We start from the raw sequence: 23279 nt of genomic DNA on the forward strand, positions 1-23279 counted from the left end.
TCAGAACTCCCTTCCGGGCATGCGGGGCGCGGTCCGCGCCATGTACGGCGTAAGCACGCCGTTGAGCCAGCGCTCGCCCTCCTCCGTGCCGAAGTCGACGAGCGGGGCGCCGGTGGGTTCCAGCACCGGTGCCCGGCCCCGGTCGTCGAAGAGCACGGCGACCCGGTCGGCCGGATCCCGCTTGGAGGGCCAGACGAAGCCCTGCGCCCAGGGCTTGGTCCGGGTGCGGATCCAGTGGCCCCAGTCGCGGGTCTGCGGGTAGTCGGCGCCCTCGGCGTGGATGAGCCAGGGGTCCTGTGCGAGCGCCGCCAGGTCGGACGCGGACATCAGGGAGACGACCTCCGTGTCGTCGGCCAGCCGCAGGAAGGACAGGCTGCGCCGCTCGAACGCTTTACGGGGCAGCAGCCGCGGGCTGCCGTCACCGGGGAAGGCCAGCGAGCGCAGCAGCACCTCGCACACAGCGGCACCCGGGCTGAACCCGGCGTACAGGTAGCCGTAGCGGTCGTACAGGGTGCTGTCGAAGCGGCCGCCGAAGTAGAAGGCGTGCGAGGGACGGGAGTTGTACGCGGCCGGATCGCGGTGGGTGGTGTGAACCCGGTACAGGGGCGTGCCGGCGCGTAGCACGACGCGGGTCGGCTCACCGGGGAGGGTGTCGGGGGGCGGGTACTTGGGCATCGGCTATTCCTCCGTGTCCGTGCCCACCAGGGCGTGCGCGGCACCGCGCAGTTCCGCGTCGCGGCCCTGTCCGATGAGAGAGACCGGGGCGCCCTGCCACCAGGTGCTGTCGGACAGCCACCAGTCCGCCGCGCCCCACGGGTCGAGGTCGGCGCGCAGCACGGAGTTGACGTCGAGGACGACCTGCCAGGGCATGGTCCCGGCCTCGAACTGGAACAGCGGGAAGCGTCTGCGTCCGTCGTCACCGGAGAGCACGATCAGCAGCGGATCGCCGCCCGCGTGCCACGGCGCCGCCGGTTCGGACAGCAGGCGTTCGCGTACGGGGCCGTAGACCGGGCCGACCATTGGGTTGCCGTCGAGGACGAGCATGCACAGGTCCTGGACGCCGTAACCCTGGTGCAGGACCGTGGATGGCGGTCCCGAGAACCGCGCCTGGGCCCCGTCCTGCCGCAGTGCTGCGGCAGCGTCGGGTGGCAGGGCGTCGAGCAGGGTCTGTGCCGCGCGGTCGGCGGCCGCATCCCGGTCGCCGCCAGCCGTCCGCAGCTCGGCCAGCCGCTGTCCGAGCATCCGTGTCGCGGCGGGACCGAGCAGACTCCGGTAGCTGCTCCACTGCGCCGCGCACGCGGCGAGCACCTTGAAGGGGTTCACACGCACCTGTGCCTTGTCTCCTCGTTGTCAGGTGACTCGTCGTCCGCCTGGTGCAGTCGGCGCGCGCCGAGCACGTCGGTGACCAGGTCGGCGAGCGACGGCCTGCGGACGACCAGGTGGACGTCCCTGTCCTGGGCGGTGTCGGCCGTGAGGGCGGCCCACAGCGCGCTGATGCTGGTCTGCGGCGGCAGGCCGCCACGACCCGCGCCGAGGAGGGGGAAGCAGACTGACCGCAGTGGCAGTCCGAGACCTTCCCGTTCCTCGTCCATCAGGGCGAGCACGCGGGCGCTGGCAGCGGTGACGTCCTGCGGGGTGACGTCGTAGTCGTTCGTGCCGGACCGGGGGACGGTGACGGCCGCGTGGTAGATGCGGCGAACTCCCCGCGCCGCGAGGGCGCCGGGACCGGTAGGTGCCACCGTGCCGGGCAGGACGGGACGGCCGCGCAGGCCGTTGCCGGCACGCCAGTCGAGCAGTTCATCGTGGACGGGGTCGGCGATCACGTCGCCAGTGGCGCCGCGCAGGGCACCCGCGCGGCGCAGGGCCGCGGGCACGGAAGCCTTGTACATCTCGGGCAGGCTCAGGTGGGTGTTGAGCGGTGAGACGATCACGTCGACGGCACGCAGGAGTTCTACGGGGTGCACATGCAGGGTCAGCGACACAGGGCCCACGCGCAGCGCACGGTGCTGCAAGTACGGTGCGAGCAGGGGAACGTGTGAGGCGTCGATGTCGCGGCCCTGTGTCCCGGCGATCCAGCAGACCTGCTCGGCGATCTGCCCGAGGACCATCTCCTCATGGCTCTTCCGGAAGCGCTCGACACTGACGCTGTAGACCTTGGCGGCGAGCCGGCGGCGGTCCGCCGCCGGCCGGTCACGCATCCCGGGGACCAGCCCGAGCGTGAGTCCGGCCGCTTCCTGCAGGTCTCCCCCACCCAGGCCGGACACCGCCGTGCGCAGAAGGTTCTCGACCTCGACGGGCCAGGCGTCGGTGACAGCCGCGGATCGCGCGGCAGCCGCCTGGCGCAGCAGAGGTAGGGAGAGGTCGCGGATCCGGACCAGTCCTTCCGCCCGGATCATCTTCACCTCCCGAAGGACCGAGGCGACATCGAAGGGCGCGGCTCCGGACGACATGCAGCCATGGTCGCGGGCAGCCGACACGAGCCGCAAGTGCCTTAGCATGCAGCATCGTTCAAGCTACTCGATGCCGGCTCCGGCGGGCGGGGCGCCGGCTGGTCGTCATCCGGTCGGGGCGAGGTCGCCGCCCGACCGCGGCCCGACGCCGTGGTGTGTCCTGGGCCGGAAGTACGGGCGTGCGTCCGGCTCACTCCGAGGGCAGCCACACCGTGTCGCGAACCCGCCATCTCCTCCTGGGGATCTTATTTCCAGTCGGCCGCAGCACACGGCCGTCGTGAGGAAGTACGACAGCTCGGCCCATTCCGGAACGTCACCCGATACGGGCGCCCGGTGAACCGGTCCCCCTGCTGCGAGAAGTCGGCTTCCCTCCCACCTTCGAGGGAGAGCACGACAAGTGCGCCCCCGGACGTTGACCGGAAGGCGGCGGTCCTCGCGCAGGCCGAGACACTCACCGGCATACGCGTCACCGAATCCTTGCTCCAGGACGGTACGTACGAGCTGGGACTCGTCCCCGCCAGCCCGCGGAGGGGTGAACCAGGTGGTCATCAACATCACCGATGCCCACAGGGCCCGGGTAATGGTCCACGAGAAGATCGCGACGGCGTCGAGCCGCGCACAGGCGGAGGTAGACGCGCCGGTCGTGGTCCCTCCAAGCAGCCGATCACGGATCGTTCGGAGCATTAAACAGGTGTGCAGCGAGCGAAGCACGTGGGGGCTCCTCAGAACTGCCGCGACCTTCGGTGTGACCGCTGATCCGGATCGGGATGGGAGTCACCATTGCCGAGCATCCTCGTTCGCGAAGGCGCTCAGCGCGGTCGGAAGCCTCTACGTGTTGTGGTTGGCGGTGACGTTCGTCCGTGCCGCTCGGGCGAAGGAAGGCGACACGGCGAATGCGGACCTGAAGTCACGGTCCCTGCATGCTGTCGAACGGCTCGGTCAGGTCGTGGTTGATGACGCACTCGGCACATCACCCCGAGGACAGCTCCCCAGGACCCCAGTGAAGTGATCCGGCTCACACCCTGTCACAGCGGCCGGGAGCGCGGTGTCTTGAGGTCGAACAAGCCACACATGGACGCGGAGGAGAACATCATGACGGGCAACACGCGTGTGGTCGTGGTCGGCGGCGGATACGCGGGCGTGATGGCCGCGAACCGGCTGACGCAGCGCGATGACGTCTCCGTGACGTTGATCAACCCGCGACCGGACCTGGTCCACCGGGTCCGTCTGCACCAGCTCGTGGGCGGGTCCGACGACGCGGTCGTCGCCTACCGGGACGTCGTGGCCGAGCGCGTCCGGCTGGTGGTCGACACCGTGACCCGGATCGACGCGGCCGAGCGGGGGGTGACCCTGGCGACCGGCGGCACGCTCGGCTACGACTACCTGATCTACGCGGTGGGCAGCGCCGGCGCCGAACCGGGAGTGCCCGGGGCGGCCGAGTTCGCCTACCAGCTCGCCACCCTGGAGGAGGCACAGCGGCTGCGTGCGGTACTCGACGCCACGCCCGCGACGGCGCAGGTGACGGTGGTCGGCGCCGGTCCCACCGGCATCGAGACCGCCGCCGAGCTCGCGGAACAGGGCCGCCGGGTGACCCTGGTCTGCGGCGGCGTTCTCGGTCCGTACCTGCACACCCGGGGCCGGCGTGCGGTCGCCGAGCGGCTGGCCGGCCTCGATGTGACGGCCCTCGACGGTTCCGGCGCGAAGGTGACGGCGGTGACCGGCACGTCCGTGCGGCTCGCCGACGGCCGTGAGCTGCCGAGTGAGGTCACCGTCTGGACCGTCGGCTTCGGCGTTCCCGACCTGGCCGCGCGCAGCGGGCTGAGCACGGACGCCCTGGGCCGTCTGCTCACGGACGAGACGCTGACGAGCGTGGACGACCCGCGCATCCTGGCGGCCGGTGACTCGGCGGCGCCGTCCGGCCTGCCGCTGCGGATGAGCTGCCTGAACGCGACGCCGCTGGGTGCGCGGGCCGCCGACACGGTCCTCAGCCGGCTCGCCGGTGAGCAGCCGGACCACCTCCACCACGGCTTCTTCGCCCAGTGCCTCAGCCTGGGCCGGGAGGCGGGCATCTACCAGTTCGCCGACAGGTCCGACGTCGCGGTGCGGCTGCACATCGGCGGCGGCCTGGGCGCCAGGATCAAGGAGATCGTCTGCAAGGGAATCCCCCAGCACCTGGCGGGAGAGGCGCAGAAGCCCGGTTCGTACCGCCTGCACCGCGCGCCGGGAGGCGTCGCCAAGCGCCGGCGGCTGCTGGACGCCCACCGCGCCGAGGTACCGGCCACCGCCGGCCGGGCGGTGTGACCGGAGCGTGCCGGAAGGCTCGCGCCGTGGGAGGGGACGACGGAGGAGCGACGACACCACCGGGCCGCCGACCGGGGCGTTCGTCGCCCTCCGCGACCTGCTCTTCACCGTCGCCCACGAGACGCTCGGTCGGCTGCCGACACGGAGGACGTCCTGGGACTGCCTCCGATGAGGAGCCTGGGGCGGTCGGGGATCGCTCGGTCGCGGATCCCCGGGTGTCCCGCCGGGATCCCGGTCCTGCTCCGTGGCCTCCTAGTCGTCGGCGCCTCGTCACCCGGTGGGCCGCCGTGGGGGCTTGACCGGCTTCACCTTCGTGTCGACGCCGTTCACCCGCACGGCGACCTTCCGCTGTGTCCGCGCCCGGTCGGCCACGATCCTGTAGGAGGTCACCTTCCCGTCTCGCCACGCGCAGTCGACCTCGTAGCCGCCGCGGGCGCGGAGTCCGGTGAACGAGCCCTTGGCCTTCCAGTCGTCCGGCAGAGCTGGCAGCAGGTGGATGACGCCTTCGTGGCTCTGCAGGAGCATCTCCGCCACGGCGCCCGGGATGCCGAAGTTGCCGTCCATCTGGAAGGGCGGGTGGACGCAGAACATGTTCGGCAGCGTGTTGTAGGTCAGCAGTCCGCGCAGCATGATCTGGGCGCGGTGTCCGTCACCGAGGCGGGCGAAGAGTGCCGCGCGCCAGGGCCAGGTCCACGAGCGGCGGCTGTCGCCCGACACCGTGCCGGCGGTGAACGGGACACCGTCCTTCTCGCCGCACCGGGCCTTGAGCGAGACGAGGGCGGCGGCCGCGAGGTCGGGCGTCCTCGGCGTGATCTGGCGGCCCGGGTAGACCGCGAAGAGGTGGGAGGTGTGGCGATGGATGTCGGTGGGGCTGTCGATGTCTTCCTGCCACTCCTGCAACTGCCCCCATCGGCCGATCTTGTTCGGTGCGAGACGCGCCTGCATGTCGGCGACCTTGGCCCGGTGGGCGGGATCCGCGTCGAGAGCGTCCTCGCAGTCGAGGTAGTTCTGGAACAGGTCCCAGATGATCTGCTGGTCGTACATGACGCCGTCCTCGCGCGGCCCGTGCTCCGGGGACCAGCCGTCGGGCGCGACGAGGAATCCGTCCTCCCGCTCTTCGAGCCGGTCCTCCCAGAACTCGCAGATCTCCTTGATCATCGGGTGGGCGACGGTGCGGAGGTAGTGCTTGTCCTGGGTGAACGCCCAGTGCTCGTATAGGTGCTGCGCGTACCAGGCGCTGGCGACGGTGTTCCACTCCCAGGCGTTGCCGCCGAAGATGCTCTGGCTGGTGCGGGCGGTCCAGCCCCGCGTGTCCGTGCCGAAGGCGTTGCGGGTCGCCGCCCGGCTGGGCACCGCGACCTGCTCGATGAAGCCGATGAGTGCCTTGTGGCACTCCGGCAGGTTCGTCGTCTCCGCCGCCCAGTAGTTCATCTGGACGTTGATGTTGGTGTGGTAGTCCGAGGCCCACGGCGGCTGGTTGCTGTCGTTCCACAGGCCCTGAAGGTTGGCGGGCAGGCCCCCCGGGCGGGACGAGCTGAGGAGGAGGTACCGGCCGAAGGCGAACATCGTCTGCTCCAGGGACGGGTCCTGCCCGCCCGCCGCGTACCGCGCCAGCCGGGCGTCGCTCGGCAGGGCGGCCACGGCGTCCTCCGATGTGCCCCAGTCCACGGAGACCCGGTTCATGACCGCGCGCGTCTCGGCGGTGTGCTCGTCGCGGAGGTCGTCGTAGGGACGGGCGGCCGCTTCGGCGAGCGCTCGGGCGATGAGCGGCCGGGGGTCGGCTCCGCGCCACCCGGCGGCCGCGTCGAGCTGGTAGTCGGTGCGAGCGTCGAGGAGCAGGGTGAGGGTCGTACACCCGGTGAAGCGGAGTACCGGCCCGTCGGTGGTGAAGTCCCCGTCGGTGTGCGCCACCTCGACGGTGCACGCGTGCTCGAGTCCGTTGCCCATGACACCGCGGAACGCGAGGCGCCGGGCGTCGGCGGTCGTGGGGGACCCTTCTTGCGCGGACGTCAGGGAGATGGCTCCGGAGAGGCCCCGAGCGCTGTCCGACGTGTACCGGAAGACCATGACGTCGGCGGACCGGCTTGCGAAGGCCTCCCGCACCACGCTCCGCCCGGGCGTGCCGAAGCGGGTGGTATGGACGCCGTCGACGAAGTCGAGCGCGCGCCGGTAGTCGACGACCGCGCGCCAGGTGCGCGTGTCGAACCCCTGCCCCTCCAGGGCGATCTGCGCGATCTGCAAGCCGGTCGAGGACGCTCCCGGTGTCAGGGTGAGGCGGTAGGAGCGGTAGGCCGTGCTGTTCGTGAACCGAAGGGTCCGTGACGCGCCGCGGCCGGCGAAGGGGGCCCCGGGATCCTGCGTGTCGAGGGTCACCCAGACGGATCCGTCCTGCGACGCCTCGAGCACCCAACGCCCGGGGTCGTCCTGCGGGCGGTCGGCGGCCGCCGTCAGGGTGTACGAGGTCACGACGGTCTTGCGGGGAAGGTCGGCCTGCCAGACGACCGGCGACGCAGCGGCCTCGACCCTCCAGACGGTGGCCGGATCGCCGTCCACCGACCGTGAGATGTCCACGGCCCGGGTACCGCCGCCGGATCCCTCGGAGTGGCCGCTCGGCGACGAGAGGTAGACCGGGCCGGGTCCGCCGAGGTCGACGCCGGACAGACCGATCTCGCTCACCTGGAAGTGGCTCACCCCCGCCTCGGGCACGAAGTCGAACCGGTAGTGGCGGTAGGCGGCGGTGTTCGCGCAGGTGAACTCCTTCTTCTGGAGTCGGCTCTCGAACGGCGTTGCCAGGGTACGGCGGTCCAGCGGGGTCCAGGTGAGGCCGTCCTCGGAGCCGGAGAGCGTCCACTCCCGCGGGTCGCGCCGCGGCACGTCGTTGGCGCTCGTGAGGCTGTAGGCCCCGACAGCGACGGCCTCGGGGAGCTCGACCTGCCACTGCACCTTCGAGCCGGGCGCCTCGATGCACCACTTGGTACGCGGATCACCGTCGTACGTCCTGTCCACACCCTCCGAGGCAGAGGTGCGGTACGGCCCGCCGGGGGCGGTGATCTTCGGGCGGGGGCGGAAGGTCACGACGAGGTCGCCGAAGTTCCGGTACGAGCCGAAGCCGGTCATGCCGGTGTCGAAGGCGCTGTCCGGTTCGCCCGCGAGGGCGTTGTCGTAGTCGTTGACTCCGCCCCACAGACTCTGCTCGTTGAACTGGATGCGCTCGTCGTCGGGGTCGGCGAAGAGCATGGCGCCGAGCCGGCCGTTGCCGATCGGCAGGGCCTGCGACTGCCAGTCCGCGGCGGGGACGGGGTAGGTCAGGGCCGTGCGGGACAGCAGCGGCCACGGGACGGCCGCCGGCGCGGAGACCCCGGCCGCGTCGGCGGCGACGGCCTGTGCTGCCGGGGTCCCGCCGGCCAGTTGCGTGATGAGGGGCGTGAGGGCGAGGGCACCGCCGAACTTGAGGACGCTCCGTCGGTGCGGTCGGGGATCACGGGTCATGGCGGAACCTCTCGACAGGGTGACCGGTTCTTTCGCTGACAGAGGCACCGGGTCGGCGCCCGTTCGTACTCCTCGCCGGACGAGACGACGGTCCCGTCACCCGGGCGGACAGAGGTCGGTGAGGCCGTAGACGCGCAGGGCGTTGCGGTGGAACACCGCGTCCTTCTCATCCGGGCCGAGTGCCTCCGTGAGCCTGTCGGCGGTCCCGACCACCGACGTGTAGTCCGCCCGCAGGGTGCAGACCGGCCAGTCGGATCCGAACATCAGCCGCTGTGGTCCGAAGGCGTCCAGGGCGATGTCGGCGTACGGCCGGAGGTCCTCGGTCCGCCCGTTGCCGGGGGCGGCCTCGGTGACCAGGCCGGAGAGTTTGCCGACGGTGTTGGGCAGGGCGGCCAGGCGGCGCAGGTCCGCGCCCCAGGGTTCGAGCTCGCCGGTGGCGATCGGGGGTTTGCCGAGGTGGTCGAGGACGAAGGTCAGGCCGGTGAGCCGGGCCGCGGCGTCGGCGGCCGCGGCCAGTTGGCCCGGCGTGACCACCAGGTCGTACACGAGCCCGGCCGCGGCGACGGCGGTCAGCCCGCGCCGCACGTCCGGGCGCAGGAGCCAGCACGGGTCGGGCTCTTCCTGGACCTGGTGCCGGATGCCCACCAGCCGGTCACCGCCGGGCCGTTCACGCAGGGCGGCGATCGTGTCGGCGACGTCCGGTGCGGTGAGGTCGGTCCATCCGACGACGCCCGCGACGAGGTCGCTGCCGGCGGCGAGGGCCAGCAGTTCGGGCGTCTCCTCGGGCACGCAGACCGTCTGGACGACGACGGTGCCGGTCACTCCCGCGGCCCGCGCCTGCGCGGTGAGGTCCGCGGCCGAGAAGGACCGGGCGAGCGGGGCGAGGGCCTCGCCCGTGATCCATGGCTGCGGCCGTGCCCCGAGGTCCCAGACGTGGTGGTGCGCGTCGATGATTGGCCGGTTCACAGGTGCCACACCACCGGGAGTCCCGCTTCGGCGCCTGCCTCGGAGTAGTCGTGGACGACGTCGAGAAGGCCGGCCATGCGCGCCTGCCAGGCGATGTTGACCGGGAGGTGTTCCAGCTCGGCGAGCAGGCGGGCGTAGTCGTCGCACTCCAGCAGGTGGAACAGGTCGCGGCCGCTGCGCCAGATGGTCCACGAGGCGCAGCCGGCGGCCCGGATGGCGGTGGTGAGTTCGGCGGGCACCTCGCCGTGCGCGGCCTCGTACTGGGCGATCCGGTCCTCGCGTATGCGGGTGTGCAGGGCGATTCTCATGGTTGCTCCGGGTGGGTGGAGGGGCCGACGACGACGGCGACGCGCATCAGCGCTCCCGTGCGGGGGTGGGGACGTCCGGCGCAAGCAGCCCGCGTTCCCTGAGCTCCGCCCACAGGTCGGCCGGGACGGGGTGGTGGAGCAGGGCGGCGGCGTCCTCGGCCTCGGCGGCGCTTCGCGTGCCGACCAGGACGCTCGCGACGGCCGGGTGTCCGAACGGGAAGTGCAGGGCGGCGGCGCGCAGCGGTACGCCGTGCCGCTCGCAGACGGTCTGGAGGTCGAGGGCGCGTGCCACGAGGTGATCGGGTGCGGTGGCGTAGTCGAAGGTGGCGCCGGGGCGCGGGGCGGCGAGCAGCCCCGAGTTGAAGACGCCGCCGATGACGACGCCGACGCCGCGGTCGGCGGCGAGCGGCAGCAGGCCGGCGAGTCCGCGCTGGTCGAGCAGGGTGTACCGGCCGGCCAGGAGGACGGCGTCGACGTCGGTGTCGCGAACGAAGCGGGTCAGCGGTTCGGCCTGGTTCATGCCGACGCCGATCGCGCCGAGGACGCCTTCGCCGCGCAGCCGTTCCAGCGCGGGGTACGCCTCGTCCAGGGCCTGCTCGGCGTGGTCGTCGGGGTCGTGCAGGTAGGCGATGTCGATGCGGTCGAGGCCGAGGCGTTCGAGGCTGTCGGCGAGGGAGCGGCGGACGCCGTCGGCGCTGAAGTCCCACACGCGGCGGTGGGTCGCGGGGACGGCGAAGCCCGCCGCGAGGTCGGTTCCGTCCGCGTCCGCCGGTTCGAGCAGCCGGCCGACCTTGGTCGACAGGAGGTAATCGTCCCTCGGGCGGTCGCGCAGGGCGGCGCCGAGGCGCCGCTCGGACAGGCCGAGACCGTAGTGCGGGGCCGTGTCGAAATACCGCACGCCCGCGTCCCAGGCGGCGGTCACGGCCCGTTCGGCCTGGTCGTCGGTGACCGGGGTGAAGAGGTTGCCGATGCCCGCCGCACCGAAGGCCAGCTCGCTCACCGTCAACGCGCTGCGCCCGAGCCGGTTCTGGCGCAGCCTCACGACTGCGGCTCCGGTCGCAGGCGCAGGCCGGCCATGCCGCCGTCGACCGCGAGGGCGGTGCCGGTCGTGCTGCCGGCGGCCGGGGAGGCGAGGTAGGCGATGGCCGCGGCCACCTCCTGCGCGGTGACGAGGCGGCGGGTGGGCTGGCGGGCGGTGAGCGCGGCCCGTTCGGCGGCCGGGTCCTCGGCGGCGTCCAGCAGCCGCCCGACCCAGGGAGTGTCGACGGTGCCGGGGTTGACGCAATTGACCCGGATTCCCTCGCGCACGTGGTCGGCGGCCATCGCCAGGGTGAGTGCGAGCACGGCGCCCTTGCTCGCCGAGTAGAGGGCGCGCTGGGGCAGTCCCGCGGTGGCGGCGACGGAGCAGGTGTTCACCACGGAGGCGAAGTCGGAGTCGCGCAGGTGGGGAAGGGCGGCGCGGGTGGTGCGGACGATGCCGAGGACGTTGACGTCGAGGACGCGGTGCCACTGCTCGTCCGGGTTGTCCGCGACCGTTCCGGCGGCGCCGATCCCGGCGTTGTTGACCAGGATGTCGATCCCTCCGAGTTCCTCGGCCGCCCCTTCGACGGCCGAGCGGACGGAGCGGTCGTCGGTGACGTCGGCGGTGAGGCCGCGCAGCGGGGCGGGCAGGCCGCTCGGGTCGAGGTCGAGGACGGCGACGTTCGCGCCGCGCCCGCTCAGCAGTCGGGCGGTGGCCAGTCCGATACCGGAGGCGCCTCCGGTGACGAGGACGGTCAGTCCGTCGAGGTCGGTCTTCACGCGTGGTCCTCCTCGTCCGTGCCGGGCTGGTCCAGGGCGGCGTCGGCCGTCCAGAACGCTCCCCCGGGGTAGGTGTAGGTGTCGATGCTCGCCCGGTGCATGGTGGCTGAGAAGCCGGGCGAGACGGGTGCCCGGTAGTGGCCGTCGGTGATCACCACGGGGTCGAGGAAGTGCTGGTGGAGGTGGTCGACGTACTCGATGACGCGGTCCTCGGTGGTGCCGGTGAGAGCGACGTAGTCGAACATCGACAGATGCTGGACCAGTTCGCACAGCCCCACTCCCCCGGCGTGCGGGCACACGGGTACGCCGAACTTCGCGGCGAGCAGCAGGACGGCGAGGTTCTCGTTGACGCCGGCCACGCGGGCGGAGTCCAGTTGGAGGACGTCGACGGCGCCTGCCTGGAGGAGTTGTTTGAAGACGATGCGGTTGTGCACGTGCTCGCCGGTGGCGACCTTGACGGGGTGGACGCCGCGCCGGATGGCGGCGTGCCCGAGGACGTCGTCCGGGCTCGTGGGCTCCTCGATCCAGTACGGGTCGAACTCGGCGAGTGCCTTCGTCCACGCGACCGCCTCGTCGACGTTCCACCGCTGGTTGGCGTCGATGGCCATCCGGATGTCCGGTCCGACCGCCCGACGGGCCGCGCGGCAGCGGCGGACGTCGTCCGCGAGGTCGGCGCCGACCTTGAGCTTGATCTGGGTGAAGCCGGCGGCGACGGCCTCCTCGGCCAGGCGGGTGAGCTTCTCGTCGGAGTAGCCGAGCCAGCCCGGCGAGGTGGTGTAGGCGGGGTAGCCGCGCCGCAGCAGATCGGCGGCCCGCTCGTCTGCGCCCTGCTTGCCCTTGCGCAGGAGTTCCAGGGCTTCTTGCGGGGTCAGGGCGTCGGTGAGGTAGCGGAAGTCGACCTGGGACACCAGCCATTCGGGGTCGGCGTCGGCGAGGAACCGCCACAGCGGCTTGCCCTCCCGCTTGGCCGCCAGGTCCCAGGCCGCGTTGACGACCGCGCCGATGGCCATGTGCATCACGCCCTTCTCGGGCCCGAGCCAGCGCAACTGGCTGTCGCCGATCAGGTCGCGGTAGAGGGTGCCGGGGTCGGCGCACAGTTCGTCGACCGGGCGTCCGACGACGTGTTCGGACAGCGCGTCGATGGCGGCGACCTGGACATCGTTGCCGCGGCCGATGGTGAAGGTGAAGCCGTGGCCCTCGTGGCCGCCCTCCGATGTCCGCAGGACGACGTAGGCGGCGGAGTAGTCGGGGTCGGGGTTCATCGCGTCGGACCCGTCCAGTTCCCGCGAGGTCGGGAAGCGGATGTCGTAGGTGCGGACGGCGGTGATCCGCGCCGTGGTTGCGGACAACTCGGTGCCTTTCACGCGTTGATGAGCGTCTGGCGCTGGGTGCCGAGCCCGTCGATGGACAGCTCGACCACGTCCCCCGCGCGCAGGTACGGGGTACCGGGCAGGCCGAGGGCCACGCCGGCCGGAGTACCGGTGTTGATGACGTCGCCGGGGCGCAGGACCATGTACTGGCTCAGGTACCAGACGAGGTGGGCGACGCCGAAGATCATGTTCTTGGTGTCGCCGTCCTGGCGGCCCCGGCCGTTGACGGACAGGCGCAGGCCGAGTGCCTGCGGGTCGCCCACCTCGTCGGGGGTGACCAGCCAGGGGCCCAGGGGGTTGAAGGTCTCGCAGGACTTGCCGAGGTCCCATTGGGCGGAGTATTCGAGCTGGAACTCCCGCTCGGAGACGTCGTTGCTGATCGTGTAGCCGGCGATGTGACCGGCGGCCTCGGCGGGGCTCGGCAGGTAGCGTGCCTCCGTGCCGACGACGACGGCGAGTTCGACCTCCCAGTCGGTCTTGGCCGAGCCGCGGGGGATGCGAATCGCGTCGTAGGGGCCGACGACGGTGGAGGGGTCCTTCATGAAGACCACCGGCCGTTCCGGGGCGGCCGCGCCGGTCTCCTCCGCGTGGTCGCGGTAGTTGAGACCGACGCACACCACCTTTCCGGGACGGGCGACCGGAGCGCCGATCCGCCGGCCGGCCGTGTCGAGGCGCGGCAGCGCTCCTTCGGCCAGCGCCTGCCTGACCCGGTCGACGCCGCCGGAGGCGAGGAACGGTCCGTCGATGTCGGCGGTGAAGCCGGTGAGGGCGAAGGGGACGCCGTCCTCGTCGAGCACCGCCGGTACTTCCGCTCCCGGCTCCCCGACGCGCAACAACCTCATGGCTTTCTCCCGTCGTCGCTCCAGAGACGCAAGAACCCTCCGACGGTGGATACATCGGAGGACTGTGCGGAGCCCCGACCATACGAGCGACCGTCACGCCGCCGCAAGCAGTCCTCCGACCTTTCTTCCCACACGCGCTGCCCCGACCTCGCCGGACGCTCGAAACAGGGCCAATTCGGCGCTGGAACACCATGTTTTTGCAGTGCGGCGAGAAATTGCTGTATGGCGACATGGATTCATCCGAGGTCTCCCCTTGTCAGTCATGTTTCGGGCTCGTAAGGTCTCGATACCGCAAGGCATCCGACGACACCGCGGGCGGCTCGCCCCTGCCGCCCGCCGCCCGAGGGACGAGCAGCCCCGCCGTCCCCGCGCCGGTCCCCGGCAGGTTCACACGCAGTTCAGCACTGGCACTCACCGTCCCAGGCAAGGAGAACAGCACCGTGAAGTTCCGCTCCTCCAGACTCGCGGCCACGGCCGCCGCCGTGGCCGTCCTGGCGGGCTTCGCCACGGCCTGCAACCGCGACGGCGGCTCGGCGGCCACCGGCAAGCCCGCGATCGGCATCGACCTGCCCCGAGCCGACTCCGACTTCTGGAACTCCTACGCGCAGTACATCAAGCGGGGCGCCGACGCCGAGGGCCTGAAGACGCTGCCGGTCAGCAACTCGCAGAACGACGTCACGAAGTTGGTCTCCAACGTCAAGGTGTTCCAGAACACCGGCGCGAAGGCCGTCGTGATGGCCCCGCAGGACACCGGCGCCATCGCCTCCACGCTGGACCAGTTGGCCGCCGAGAAGATACCGGTGGTCAGCGTCGACACCCGCCCCGACAAGGGCGACGTCTACATGGTGGTCCGCGCCGACAACAAGGCGTACGGCACCAAGGCGTGCGAGTTCCTCGGCGAGCAGCTCGGCGGCAAGGGCAAGGTGGCCGAACTGCAGGGCGCCCTCAGCTCCATCAACGGCCGTGACCGCTCCGAGGCGTTCGCCGCCTGCATGAAGCAGAAGTTCCCCGGTATCAAGGTGATCGAGCTGGCCACGGACTGGAAGGGCGACGTCGCCTCCGCCAAGCTCCAGTCCACCCTGGCCGCCCACCCCGACCTCGACGGCATCTACATGCAGGCCGGCGGTGTCTTCCTGCAGCCCACTCTCGCCCTGCTCCAGCAGAAGGGGCTGCTCAAGCCCGCCGGACAGCCCGGCCACATCACCATCGTCTCCAATGACGGCATCCCGCAGGAGTTCGACGCGATCCGCAGGGGCCAGATCGACGCCACGGTCTCCCAGCCCGCCGACCTCTACGCCAAGTACGCGCTGTACTACGCGAAGGCCGCCGCCGAGGGCAGGACGTTCGAGCCCGGCCCCACCGACCACGGCTCGACCATCGTGGCCCTGCCCAACGGTCTGGAGGACCAGCTTCCCGCTCCGCTGGTGACCAAGGAGAACGTCGACGACAAGGCCCTGTGGGGCAACAGCGTCAGCGAGTGACCCCACGGGGAGTCTCCTGCGCGGCGGCCCGGGAAGGCCTCTCGCCGCCCTCCCCTTCAGGTCCGCCGCTCAAGAGCCCCCCCAGCGGAAAGGACAACCCGCCATGGCGGACCCCAGCCCCGTCCGGGTGCCTGTCGTCGAGGCCGACGGGATCACCAAGCGCTTCGGCGCCACCGTCGCGCTCAGTGACGCCCGTATCTCGGTCGCGCCCGGCGCGTCGCATGCCCTGGTCGGCCGCAACGGAGCGGGCAAGTCCACGCTCGTCTCGATCCTCACCGGACTGCAGAGCCCCGACACCGGGACCCTGCGCTTCGACGGCGAGCCGGCCCCGTCCCCCGGGGACACCGACGCCTGGCGCTCCAAAGTGGCCTGCGTCTACCAGCACTCCACCGTCATCCCCGCCCTGACGGTCGCCGAGAACCTCTTCCTGGACCGGCAGAGCGACGGCACTCTGCGCCCGATCCGTTGGAAACGGCTGCGCCGTCGTGCGACGGAACTGCTCTCCGAGTACGACGTGGACGTCGACCCGACCGCACGGGCCGAGAACCTGACCGTCGAGCAGCGACAGTTCGTGGAGATCGCCCGGGCGCTGTCCTTCGGCGCCCGGTTCATCGTCCTCGACGAGCCGACCGCCAAACTCGACGCGCGCGGCATCGACAGGCTCTTCGACAAGCTGCGCGCCCTCCAGCGCCAGGGTGTCGCCTTCCTGTTCATCTCCCACCATCTGCAGGAGGTCTACGACCTCTGCACCACGGTCACCGTCTACCGCGACGCCCGGCACATCGTCACCGCACCGGTCGCCGAACTGGACCAGCACGCTCTGGTCGAGGCGATGACCGGGGAGAGCTCCCACAGCACCGCGCCCGTGTGGTCGGTGAGCGGGCGCGCCTCCTCCGAAGGAGCCCCTCTGCTGGAGGTCTCCGGCCTGAGTCTGGACGGTGCCTATCGGGACTGTTCCCTGACAGCGCGGGCCGGCGAGGTGGTGGGGCTCGCCGGCGCGGCGGCCAGCGGCAACGTCCAGCTCGGGGAGACCCTCGCCGGTCTGCGCCGGCCCGGGGCCGGGACGGTCGCGGTCGCGGGCCGCCGGGTGCGCACCGGCCACGTGCCCGCCGCGCTCGCGGCCGGTATCGGTTTCGTGCCGGAGGACCGGCACGTCCAGGGCCTCGTCCCGCAGCGCAGTGTCGCCGAGAACGCCACGCTGACCGTCACCGACCAGCTCGGTCCGTACGGCACGGTGCTGCCCTCGCGGACCCGGGTCTTCGCGCGGCGGATGATCACCGCGCTCGACATCAAGACGCCCGGCCCCTCGACCCCGGTGTCCGCGCTGTCCGGCGGGAACCAGCAGAAGGTCGTCGTCGCGCGCGCACTCGCCACCGAACCACACGTGCTGGTCGCCGTCCGGCCGACCAACGGCGTCGACGTCAAGTCCAAGGAGTCCCTGCTGGGCACCGTCCGCGAGGTCTCCGACGCCGGGAAGACCGCTCTGATCGTGTCCGACGAACTCGACGACCTCCGGGTCTGCGACCGCGTCGTGGTCATGTTCCACGGCCGGGTCGTCGCCGAGTTCGCACACGGCTGGAGCGACGAACAACTGGTCGCAGCCATGGAGGGCATGGCCGGCCCGACCGACACGAAGGACAGCCATGTCTCCCACCACTGAGCTCAGCACGCAGCCGACCGCGGTCGTCCCCGTACCCGAGGGCCGCCGTATCGACCTCGCCCGACTCCGTGACCTGTCACTCGTTCCGGTACTGCTCGTCCTGGGCGTCATCGGTTTCGTCGTCTCGCCGGCCTTCCTGACGTCCGACAACCTGCTCGGCGTCGGCCAGCAGGCCACCGAGCTGAGCCTGCTCGTCCTCGCCCAGGCGCTGGTCCTCATAGTCGGCCGGATGGACCTCTCCCTGGAGTCCACGATCGGCGTCGCACCGGTCGTCGCCGTCTGGCTCGTCCTGCCCGACCACGGCGCCCGTTTCCTCGGCCTCGGACTGTTCCCCACCTGGGCCGCCATCCCGCTGTGCCTACTGGTCGGCGCGCTGATCGGCCTGACCAACGGATTCCTCGTCCTCAAGCTCCGGCTGAACGGCTTCATCGTCACCCTGGGCATGCTCACCCTGCTGCGCGGCCTCCAGGTCGCCATCTCGGAGGGGCAGTCGATCGTCAACCTGCCCGGCTCCTTCACCTACCTGGGCCGGGCGAGCTGGCTGGGGATCCCCGCCGGCATCTGGATCTGCGCACTCCTCTTCCTGATCGGCGGCAGCGCCCTCTCCTGGCTGCGTCACGGCCGCGCCCTGTACGCGATCGGCGGCAACGCCGAGGCCGCCCGGGCGGCGGGCATCCGCGTCGACCGGATCGTGTGGTGCGTACTGGTGATCGGCAGTCTCCTCGCCGCCTTCGCCGGCATCCTCTACACCGGCCACTACGGTTCCATCTCCGCCGACCAGGGCAACGGCTGGATCTTCCAGGTCTTCGCCGCCACCGTCATCGGCGGCGTCAGCCTCAACGGCGGCCGGGGCACCCTGTTCGGCGCCCTCACCGGTGTGCTGACCCTCCAGCTCGTGGTCAACGTCATGACCCTCGCCGGTGTGCCGCCCCTGTGGAACCAGTTCCTCAACGGCGCGATCATCATCGTCGCACTGGTCATCTCCCGCTTCGCCTCCGGCGAGAAGCAGGAGTAACACGCTCCCGGAGCCGTCGCCCGGTGACCGTGTGAGGCAACTCCGAGGCGGCAGGACCGGGACCGGCGTGCCACCCCCGCCCACAGAACGGAGGCACCTCATGGCGGTGACCGACCAGGCCATCGGCAGGATCAAGGAGATGATCCTCTCCGGCGCCCTGCGGCCCGGTTCCCGGCTGCCCAACGAAGCCGATCTGGCCGAGTCCCTCGGACTGTCCCGCAACTCCCTGCGCGAGGCCGTACGGGCGTTGACCGCGATGCGCATCCTGGTCTCCCGCCAGGGTGACGGCACCTACGTCTCCGGCCTGGAACCGCACCTCCTGCTGGAGACCATGGTCTTCGCCTCCGACGTCTCCCACGGCCACACCGCCCACCAACTCCTGCAGGTGCGCCGTCTGCTGGAGCCGCAGGCGACGGCCCTCGCGACCGGCCGGCTCACCACGGAGCAACTGGACGGTCTCCGCGAGATCCTCGACCGGAGCGCCGCCGCCCGGGGCATCGAGGAGTTCGTGGGGCTGGACATCGAGTTCCACCGCACCATCGTCGACGCCGTCGGCAACCCGGTCCTGTCCACCCTCCTCGGCATCCTCTCCACCCACACCCAGCGACTGCGCATCGTCCGCGGCGCGCAGTACGCGCCTGCCCGCGAACGGGCCCAGCGCGAACACGAGGCCATCTGGCGGGCGCTCACCGCCCGCGACGCGGGTCTCGCCGCCGGCGCCAGCGCGTTCCACGTGGCCGCCGTCGAGGACTGGCTGACGGACGGTGCGGCGGGAGACGTACGCCCGGCCCCTGAGGAACCGCGTGCACCGGGCGCCGTCAGGGCGTGAACCCGCTCCCGCCGAGGGTGGTCCGCAGCCATTGCTCGACGCCGGCGACGTGCACCGTCATCCAGGACCGGGCCAGTTCGGGGTTCCGGTCGGCGATGGCCTCGCAGATCGCCCGGTGCTGATCACGGGTGCGTTCCACCGCTCCCTCCTCGGTCAGCCCGCGCCAGATACGTGCCCGCGCGGTGGGACCGGAGATCCCCTCGATCAGCGAGCAGAGCACCGGGTTGCCGGCTCCGGAGGCGATCAGGCGGTGGAACTCCAGGTCGTTGGCGATGAGTTCGTCCAGCGACGGCTCGCTCGGAAGACTCTCCAGGACCTCCGCCAGGGCGGCGACGTCCTCCTCCGGCATCGCCCGGGCCGCCCCGGCAGCGGCGGCGGGCTCCAGGATCCGGCGGACTTCGAGGAAGTCCAGCACCGTGTCGTCCTGGTGGAAGTCGACGACGAAGCCGAGCGCGTCCAGCAACAGCCCCGGCTCGAGGCTGGTCACGTACGTTCCGTCACCCTGCCGCACGTCGAGCACCCGGATCAGCGAGAGCGCCTTGACCGCTTCTCTGAGCGAGTTGCGGGACAGACCGAGCCTCTCGGCCAGGACAGCCTCCTTGGGCAACCGCTCGCCCGGGCGCAGCTCGCCGTCGATGATCATTGCCTTGATCTTCTCGATCGCCTCGTCGGTGACCGGCACGGTGGTACCTCCTCGTACTGCCGGCGGCCACTATACGTCCGATGAATACGCTGCCGGGCCGGTCGTCGCCGCACCGACCCGGCGCAGTCACCGGCGCCCGTCGAGCAGGAGACACGAAGCCGGCGGAGAGGAGCCCCGGCCTGCGGTGATCCGCTCTTGCCTCACACCGGGCGCCAGCCTAGGGTGAATGCGCTTTCATTCACCTGTTGTCCATACGAAAGACTCGGGGGACCGACCCAGTGAGTACCACCCCCACGGTGTACGACGTCGCCGAACGGGCCGGCGTCTCCATCGCCACCGTGTCCCGGGTCTACCGCAACCCCGACTCGGTCCGCGCCCAGACGCGCGAGCGAGTCCTGGCGGCCGCCCGCGATCTCGGCTACGTGCCGAGCGGCAACGCGCGCGGCCTCGCCAGCCGTTCCACCGGCGTCCTCGGCCTCTGCTTCCCCGACTACTCCGATCCGGACGCCGAGTCCGAGGCGAAGGCCGGTGCCGCGGGCTCCGGCGACGAGGCCGACGACGAAGCGGCGATGCTCTACTCCGACCAGATCATCCGCGGTATGGAACGTGCCGCGCGGCGCCACGGGTACGCGCTGTTGATCGCGGCCTCGCTGAAGGGCGGTCCGGAGAGCCTCGTGGCGAAGGTCGCAGGGCGTGTCGACGGGTTCGCGGTGCTCGCCCGTACCGTGCCGACGGAGGACCTGGAGGTCATATCGCGTCGGCAGCCCGTGGTGATGCTGGCCGGGCCGCGCGAGTCGAACCAGTTGGACCACCTGGACCACGTCGAGGTCGCGAACTCCGACGGGCAGCGTGAGCTGACGCGTCACCTGATCGACGACCACGGCTTGCGGCGGCTCGCCTACGTGGGGTCCGCGGAGGACTCGCCGGACGTCGAGGCGCGGTTCCGGGGGTACGCCGAGGCGTGCCGGGCCGCGGGCATCGCCGTCGGAACCGCTCCGGACCTGCGGGTGGCGATGATGACGCAGGCGGAGGGCGCGCGGGCTGCCGACGCGCTCCTCGACCGGCCGGGAGAGCGGCCCGAGGCGCTGCTGTTCGCCAACGACCAGATGGCCGTGGGGGCGCTGCACACGCTGGAGCGGCGCGGTGTCCGGGTACCGCAGGACGTGGCCGTCACGGGCTTCGACGGGATCGCGCTGGGCCGACTGGTGCGGCCGGCGCTCACCACGGTGCGGCAGCCGATGAGGCGCATGGGCGAGGAAGCGGTGGAGCTGCTGGTGCGCCGGCTCAGCGGTCGGGCGGAGGCGGGGTCCGGCGAGCCGGTGTCCGTGACACTGCCGGTTTCCGTGGTGCGGCGGGCGAGCTGCGGGTGCGGGTCCGCGCGATGAGGGCAGGGCGACTGCCCGGCGTTGTGGACTCGGCTCTGCGCTGATCTCCGGCGTGGGCGGGACCCGGCCCTGCCCACGCTCACCCACTGCCGACATCTGCCCCGCGGCGTCCTTCGACAGCGCTCGCCGCTCCCTGCGCGCATCCCGACGGTCGCGCTCCCGGGCCGGCAGCACGCGCGGCGTCACACCCGGCCCCACGGTGTCCCCCGGTCGCGGCGGGCCCGGGTCGGGCTCGCCGCTCCAGTACCCGCCCGAAGAACTCCGTTCTGGCCGAGGCGAGTCGAGCTGCGGAGCGCTCGGCCCCGGGCCAGTCGAAGTGTCCCGCCTCGAGTACGTGGAGCTCGCGTCCGCATTCCTTGGGCAAGCCGTTGAACACCGCGAACTGTCCGGGCGGCGGCACCGACGGGTCGAAGAGTGCCGCAGCCGTCAGAACGGGTTTGCGGATCCGGGTCGCGGCCGTCGCGGCGTCGAAGTACCGCAGCACGTCGACGACTTCGGGGTGCGCCTCGTAGTACCGGCGCACCGAGGCGCCGCTGCCCACGCAGTCGAGCGTGAGCCGCAGCGGATGGTTGCCGAACGTCGGCACGGTGAGCTGGCCCGCCGAGAACCGTTCGTCCCAGGGCAGGGCCAGCGCGCCGAGGCCGCCTCCGAAGCTCTCACCCAGGTACCCGAGGCGCGGGGCCAGAGCGGGCACGAGTTCCAGCAGGGCCGTCGCCGCGCACCAGAGGTCGGCGACGCATCCCCCGATGACGTACGACTCGGCGGACGGGATGCCGTGCAGGACGTGCCTGGCCGCGTCGGAGGGCACCCCGCTCAGCAGGCCGCGCTTCCCCATGCCGCGTACACAGGGCAGGATCGCCGCCGAGCGCCGCAGCGGCAGAGGTACGTCGGGACCGGGGGCGTCCCGGCCGCCATAGCCGTGGCCGATGACGAAGCCGTGCTCCGCCGGCCCGCCTTCGGGCAGCGCCAGCCAACCGCCCAGGCGTACGCCTCCGACGGAGGTGTACGCCACTTCGTGGATCCGTACGCCGTCGCGCGTCTCGACGAGACGACCCACTTCGGGTTCGGGTCGTACGCGCAGCGCTTGGGCGTAGCGGCCCCGCCAGAAGTCGTCGAAGTCCGCCGGTGCCTCGGGGACCGGCACGTCCAGGAGGTCCTCCGGGCCGCATCCATGGGCGGGGTCGAAAGGAAAGCCATGAGCGAAGGCGTGACGGTCGCGGGCCATGGGCCCGACCTTAGCGCTCGGACGCCGGGCCGATCCGGCGGCTCCTCTCGAGGCACGGCCTGCCGGGCGGTTGTGGTCCGCGCACCGCCGACGGCGTTTCCCTCCCGTTACGGGAGTGTGACCAAGGCCCCTCTTGCCACATCCGGATGGTTGCCACAGAGTGATGTATGCGCTTACAGACAGCGCATACATCGGAAACGTCCGAGGAGGAGCCGTCCATGAACCGCGCCGCCGCCACCACTGCCGTGGCTGTCACGTTGGCGTCCGCGCTGACCCTCACCGCCTGCAGCGGATCGGGCGGTTCCCAGGTGTCGGCGGACTCGAAGCAGACGCTGACCGTCTGGGCCATGGGCACGGAGGGCGAGAAGCTCGCCGACGTCGCCGAGGTCTACGAGAAGGCCAACCCGCACATCAGCGTCGAGGTGACCCCGATCGGCTGGGACGTCGCCCACCAGAAGCTCGTCGCCGCCGCGGCCGCCGACAAGCTGCCCGACGTGATGCAGATGGGCGGCAGCTACATGACCGAGTTCGCGGACATGGGTGCCCTGGAGCCGGTCGACACGGAGACCTTCCAGGAGAAGGACTACTTCCCGGCGGGCTGGGAGCAGGGGCAGTACGACGGCAAGACGTACGGCGTGCCGTGGTACGTCGACACGCGCGTCCTGTACTACCGCACCGATCTCGCCGAGCGGGCGGGCATCGACAAGCCGCCGGCCACCATGGCCGAGCTGCAGCAGGTCGCGCAGCAGTACCAGGAGAAGGCCGGCACCGAGTACGGCCTGTCGATCCAGCCCAACGGCCTGGACTCGGTGCAGAGCTTCTACCAGTTCCTGTACTCGGCCGGCGGCGAGATCGTCACGAAGGACGGCAAGGCCGTCGCCAACAGCCCGGCCGCCGTCAGGGCCTTGGAGAACTACACCAGTTACTTCACGAAGGGCATCGCCGCGAAGTCGGTGCGCCCCGGCTACGATGTCACCAAGGACTTCAACAACGGCTCCGTGCCCATGTTCTTCGGCGGCCCCTGGCACATGGGTCTGCTCGACGACAACTACCCGGGCCTGAAGGGCAAGTGGGCCATAGCCAACGTCCCCGCCGACAAGACCTCGGCCTCCATGGCGGGCGGCTCGTCCCTGACGGTCTCCTCGGACAGCGAGCACAAGGCCGCCGCCATGGAGTTCATCAAGTACCTCACCGGCACCGAGGGCCAGGCCGACTGGTACCGGCGCACCAAGGACCTCCCGGCGAACATGAACGCCTGGAAGTCGGGCGAGCTGGCCACCGACCCGGACATGAAGGTCTGGAAGACGCAGATGGAGTCGGCGAAGGTCTCGCCGAGCCAGCCCAAGTGGTCCGAGATCACCTCGAAGATCGACACCGCGATCGAGAAGGCCGCCCAGGGCAAGGCCACTCCCAAGGAGGCGCTCGACGAGGCCCAGAAGGCGATCGAGGGCCTGGTCCAGTGACAGTGCCGTTCGCCGCCCTCGTGAAGTAACCCCCCGTACAGCGAAGGTACGT

Annotated in this window: 20 protein-coding genes; 8 read left to right on the plus strand and 12 right to left on the minus strand. The window is 71.3% G+C overall.

Annotation, left to right across the window (positions count from 1 at the left end; translation table 11 throughout):
- The 3 genes from ACH499_RS05095 to ACH499_RS05105 are packed head-to-tail and all read right to left on the minus strand — an operon-like array spanning window position 1 to window position 2450.
- Window positions 1-675, minus strand: coding sequence for an RES family NAD+ phosphorylase (locus ACH499_RS05095; RefSeq protein WP_356198313.1), 675 nt, complete (start codon window positions 673-675; stop codon window positions 1-3).
- 3 nt (window positions 676-678) lie between these two features.
- Window positions 679-1329 carry a hypothetical protein gene (locus ACH499_RS05100; RefSeq protein WP_399013877.1) on the minus strand — a complete coding sequence of 217 codons (651 nt, stop codon included), beginning with the start codon at window positions 1327-1329 and terminating at the stop codon, window positions 679-681.
- On the minus strand, window positions 1320-2450 hold the full coding sequence (locus tag ACH499_RS05105; protein ID WP_399013878.1) for a hypothetical protein: 1131 nt from the start codon (window positions 2448-2450) through the stop codon (window positions 1320-1322). The genes ACH499_RS05100 and ACH499_RS05105 overlap by 10 nt, the downstream gene beginning before the upstream one ends.
- 333 nt (window positions 2451-2783) lie before the next feature.
- On the opposite strand from ACH499_RS05105, the gene ACH499_RS05110 reads away from it, so the two are divergent.
- Window positions 2784-3137, plus strand: a complete 354-nt coding sequence (locus ACH499_RS05110; RefSeq protein ID WP_399013879.1) for a DUF6461 domain-containing protein — start codon at window positions 2784-2786, stop codon at window positions 3135-3137.
- Window positions 3138-3542: 405 nt separating this feature from the next.
- On the plus strand, window positions 3543-4751 hold the full coding sequence (locus tag ACH499_RS05115; RefSeq protein ID WP_399013880.1) for an NAD(P)/FAD-dependent oxidoreductase: 1209 nt from the start codon (window positions 3543-3545) through the stop codon (window positions 4749-4751).
- 270 nt (window positions 4752-5021) lie between these two features.
- Here the strand turns inward: ACH499_RS05115 and ACH499_RS05120 are convergent, their stop codons facing one another.
- From ACH499_RS05120 to ACH499_RS05150, 7 genes are all read right to left on the minus strand, one after another.
- On the minus strand, window positions 5022-8240 hold the full coding sequence (locus tag ACH499_RS05120) for a glycosyl hydrolase family 95 catalytic domain-containing protein (RefSeq protein WP_399013881.1): 3219 nt from the start codon (window positions 8238-8240) through the stop codon (window positions 5022-5024).
- 96 nt (window positions 8241-8336) lie between these two features.
- Window positions 8337-9206 (minus strand): amidohydrolase family protein, encoded by an 870-nt coding sequence (locus ACH499_RS05125; protein ID WP_399013882.1) that lies wholly within the window; start codon window positions 9204-9206, stop codon window positions 8337-8339.
- Entirely contained in the window at window positions 9203-9514 is a 312-nt protein-coding gene (locus ACH499_RS05130; protein ID WP_399013883.1) for an L-rhamnose mutarotase, read from the minus strand. The genes ACH499_RS05125 and ACH499_RS05130 overlap by 4 nt, the downstream gene beginning before the upstream one ends.
- A gap of 46 nt (window positions 9515-9560) precedes the next feature.
- Entirely contained in the window at window positions 9561-10550 is a 990-nt protein-coding gene (locus tag ACH499_RS05135) for an aldo/keto reductase (RefSeq protein WP_399014314.1), read from the minus strand.
- A 2-nt stretch (window positions 10551-10552) separates the two neighbouring features.
- Window positions 10553-11314 carry an SDR family NAD(P)-dependent oxidoreductase gene (locus tag ACH499_RS05140; RefSeq protein WP_399013884.1) on the minus strand — a complete coding sequence of 254 codons (762 nt, stop codon included), beginning with the start codon at window positions 11312-11314 and terminating at the stop codon, window positions 10553-10555.
- Window positions 11311-12663, minus strand: a complete 1353-nt coding sequence (locus ACH499_RS05145) for an L-fuconate dehydratase (RefSeq protein WP_399013885.1) — start codon at window positions 12661-12663, stop codon at window positions 11311-11313. The genes ACH499_RS05140 and ACH499_RS05145 overlap by 4 nt, the downstream gene beginning before the upstream one ends.
- Window positions 12664-12674: 11 nt before the next feature.
- A complete protein-coding gene (locus tag ACH499_RS05150; RefSeq protein WP_356198331.1) occupies window positions 12675-13526 on the minus strand; it encodes a fumarylacetoacetate hydrolase family protein in 852 nt (283 codons plus the stop codon).
- A 440-nt stretch (window positions 13527-13966) separates the two neighbouring features.
- On the opposite strand from ACH499_RS05150, the gene ACH499_RS05155 reads away from it, so the two are divergent.
- From ACH499_RS05155 to ACH499_RS05170, 4 genes are all read left to right on the plus strand, one after another.
- Complete coding sequence (locus ACH499_RS05155) at window positions 13967-15007, plus strand: sugar ABC transporter substrate-binding protein (protein WP_399013886.1); 1041 nt, start codon at window positions 13967-13969, stop codon at window positions 15005-15007.
- A 103-nt stretch (window positions 15008-15110) separates the two neighbouring features.
- Window positions 15111-16667 carry a sugar ABC transporter ATP-binding protein gene (locus ACH499_RS05160; RefSeq protein ID WP_399013887.1) on the plus strand — a complete coding sequence of 519 codons (1557 nt, stop codon included), beginning with the start codon at window positions 15111-15113 and terminating at the stop codon, window positions 16665-16667.
- Window positions 16651-17682, plus strand: coding sequence for an ABC transporter permease (locus ACH499_RS05165; RefSeq protein ID WP_399013888.1), 1032 nt, complete (start codon window positions 16651-16653; stop codon window positions 17680-17682). The genes ACH499_RS05160 and ACH499_RS05165 overlap by 17 nt, the downstream gene beginning before the upstream one ends.
- 100 nt (window positions 17683-17782) lie before the next feature.
- Window positions 17783-18511, plus strand: a complete 729-nt coding sequence (locus tag ACH499_RS05170) for a FadR/GntR family transcriptional regulator (RefSeq protein WP_399013889.1) — start codon at window positions 17783-17785, stop codon at window positions 18509-18511.
- Here the strand turns inward: ACH499_RS05170 and ACH499_RS05175 are convergent.
- Window positions 18501-19193, minus strand: coding sequence for a FadR/GntR family transcriptional regulator (locus ACH499_RS05175; protein ID WP_356198337.1), 693 nt, complete (start codon window positions 19191-19193; stop codon window positions 18501-18503). The two genes, ACH499_RS05170 and ACH499_RS05175, sit on opposite strands and share 11 nt — an antisense overlap.
- Before the next feature lie 239 nt (window positions 19194-19432).
- Here ACH499_RS05175 and ACH499_RS05180 point away from each other — a divergent pair, with 239 nt between their 5' ends.
- Window positions 19433-20539, plus strand: coding sequence for a LacI family DNA-binding transcriptional regulator (locus tag ACH499_RS05180; RefSeq protein WP_356198339.1), 1107 nt, complete (start codon window positions 19433-19435; stop codon window positions 20537-20539).
- Window positions 20540-20618: 79 nt separating this feature from the next.
- Here ACH499_RS05180 and ACH499_RS05185 read toward each other — a convergent pair whose 3' ends face one another.
- Window positions 20619-21764 (minus strand): acetylxylan esterase, encoded by a 1146-nt coding sequence (locus ACH499_RS05185; RefSeq protein WP_399013890.1) that lies wholly within the window; start codon window positions 21762-21764, stop codon window positions 20619-20621.
- A 218-nt stretch (window positions 21765-21982) separates the two neighbouring features.
- Here ACH499_RS05185 and ACH499_RS05190 point away from each other — a divergent pair, with 218 nt between their 5' ends.
- Window positions 21983-23227 (plus strand): sugar ABC transporter substrate-binding protein, encoded by a 1245-nt coding sequence (locus ACH499_RS05190; RefSeq protein WP_356198343.1) that lies wholly within the window; start codon window positions 21983-21985, stop codon window positions 23225-23227.
- Window positions 23228-23279 lie beyond the last annotated feature (52 nt).

The sequence above is a fragment of the Streptomyces sp. NPDC018947 genome, from assembly GCF_044390505.1.
GTDB lineage: Bacteria > Actinomycetota > Actinomycetes > Streptomycetales > Streptomycetaceae > Streptomyces.

Bases quoted from the DNA above. Each gene is read 5' to 3' on its own strand.
- ACH499_RS05095 (WP_356198313.1), bottom strand. From the start codon at position 675: ATGCCCAAGTACCCGCCCCCCGACACCCTCCCCGGTGAGCCGACCCGC.
- ACH499_RS05105 (WP_399013878.1), bottom strand. From the start codon at position 2,450: ATGTCGTCCGGAGCCGCGCCCTTCGATGTCGCCTCGGTCCTTCGGGAG.
- ACH499_RS05115 (WP_399013880.1), top strand. From the start codon at position 3,543: ATGACGGGCAACACGCGTGTGGTCGTGGTCGGCGGCGGATACGCGGGC.
- ACH499_RS05120 (WP_399013881.1), bottom strand. From the start codon at position 8,240: ATGACCCGTGATCCCCGACCGCACCGACGGAGCGTCCTCAAGTTCGGC.
- ACH499_RS05130 (WP_399013883.1), bottom strand. From the start codon at position 9,514: ATGAGAATCGCCCTGCACACCCGCATACGCGAGGACCGGATCGCCCAG.
- ACH499_RS05150 (WP_356198331.1), bottom strand. From the start codon at position 13,526: ATGAGGTTGTTGCGCGTCGGGGAGCCGGGAGCGGAAGTACCGGCGGTG.
- ACH499_RS05160 (WP_399013887.1), top strand. From the start codon at position 15,111: ATGGCGGACCCCAGCCCCGTCCGGGTGCCTGTCGTCGAGGCCGACGGG.
- ACH499_RS05165 (WP_399013888.1), top strand. From the start codon at position 16,651: ATGTCTCCCACCACTGAGCTCAGCACGCAGCCGACCGCGGTCGTCCCC.
- ACH499_RS05170 (WP_399013889.1), top strand. From the start codon at position 17,783: ATGGCGGTGACCGACCAGGCCATCGGCAGGATCAAGGAGATGATCCTC.
- ACH499_RS05185 (WP_399013890.1), bottom strand. From the start codon at position 21,764: ATGGCCCGCGACCGTCACGCCTTCGCTCATGGCTTTCCTTTCGACCCC.
- ACH499_RS05190 (WP_356198343.1), top strand. From the start codon at position 21,983: ATGAACCGCGCCGCCGCCACCACTGCCGTGGCTGTCACGTTGGCGTCC.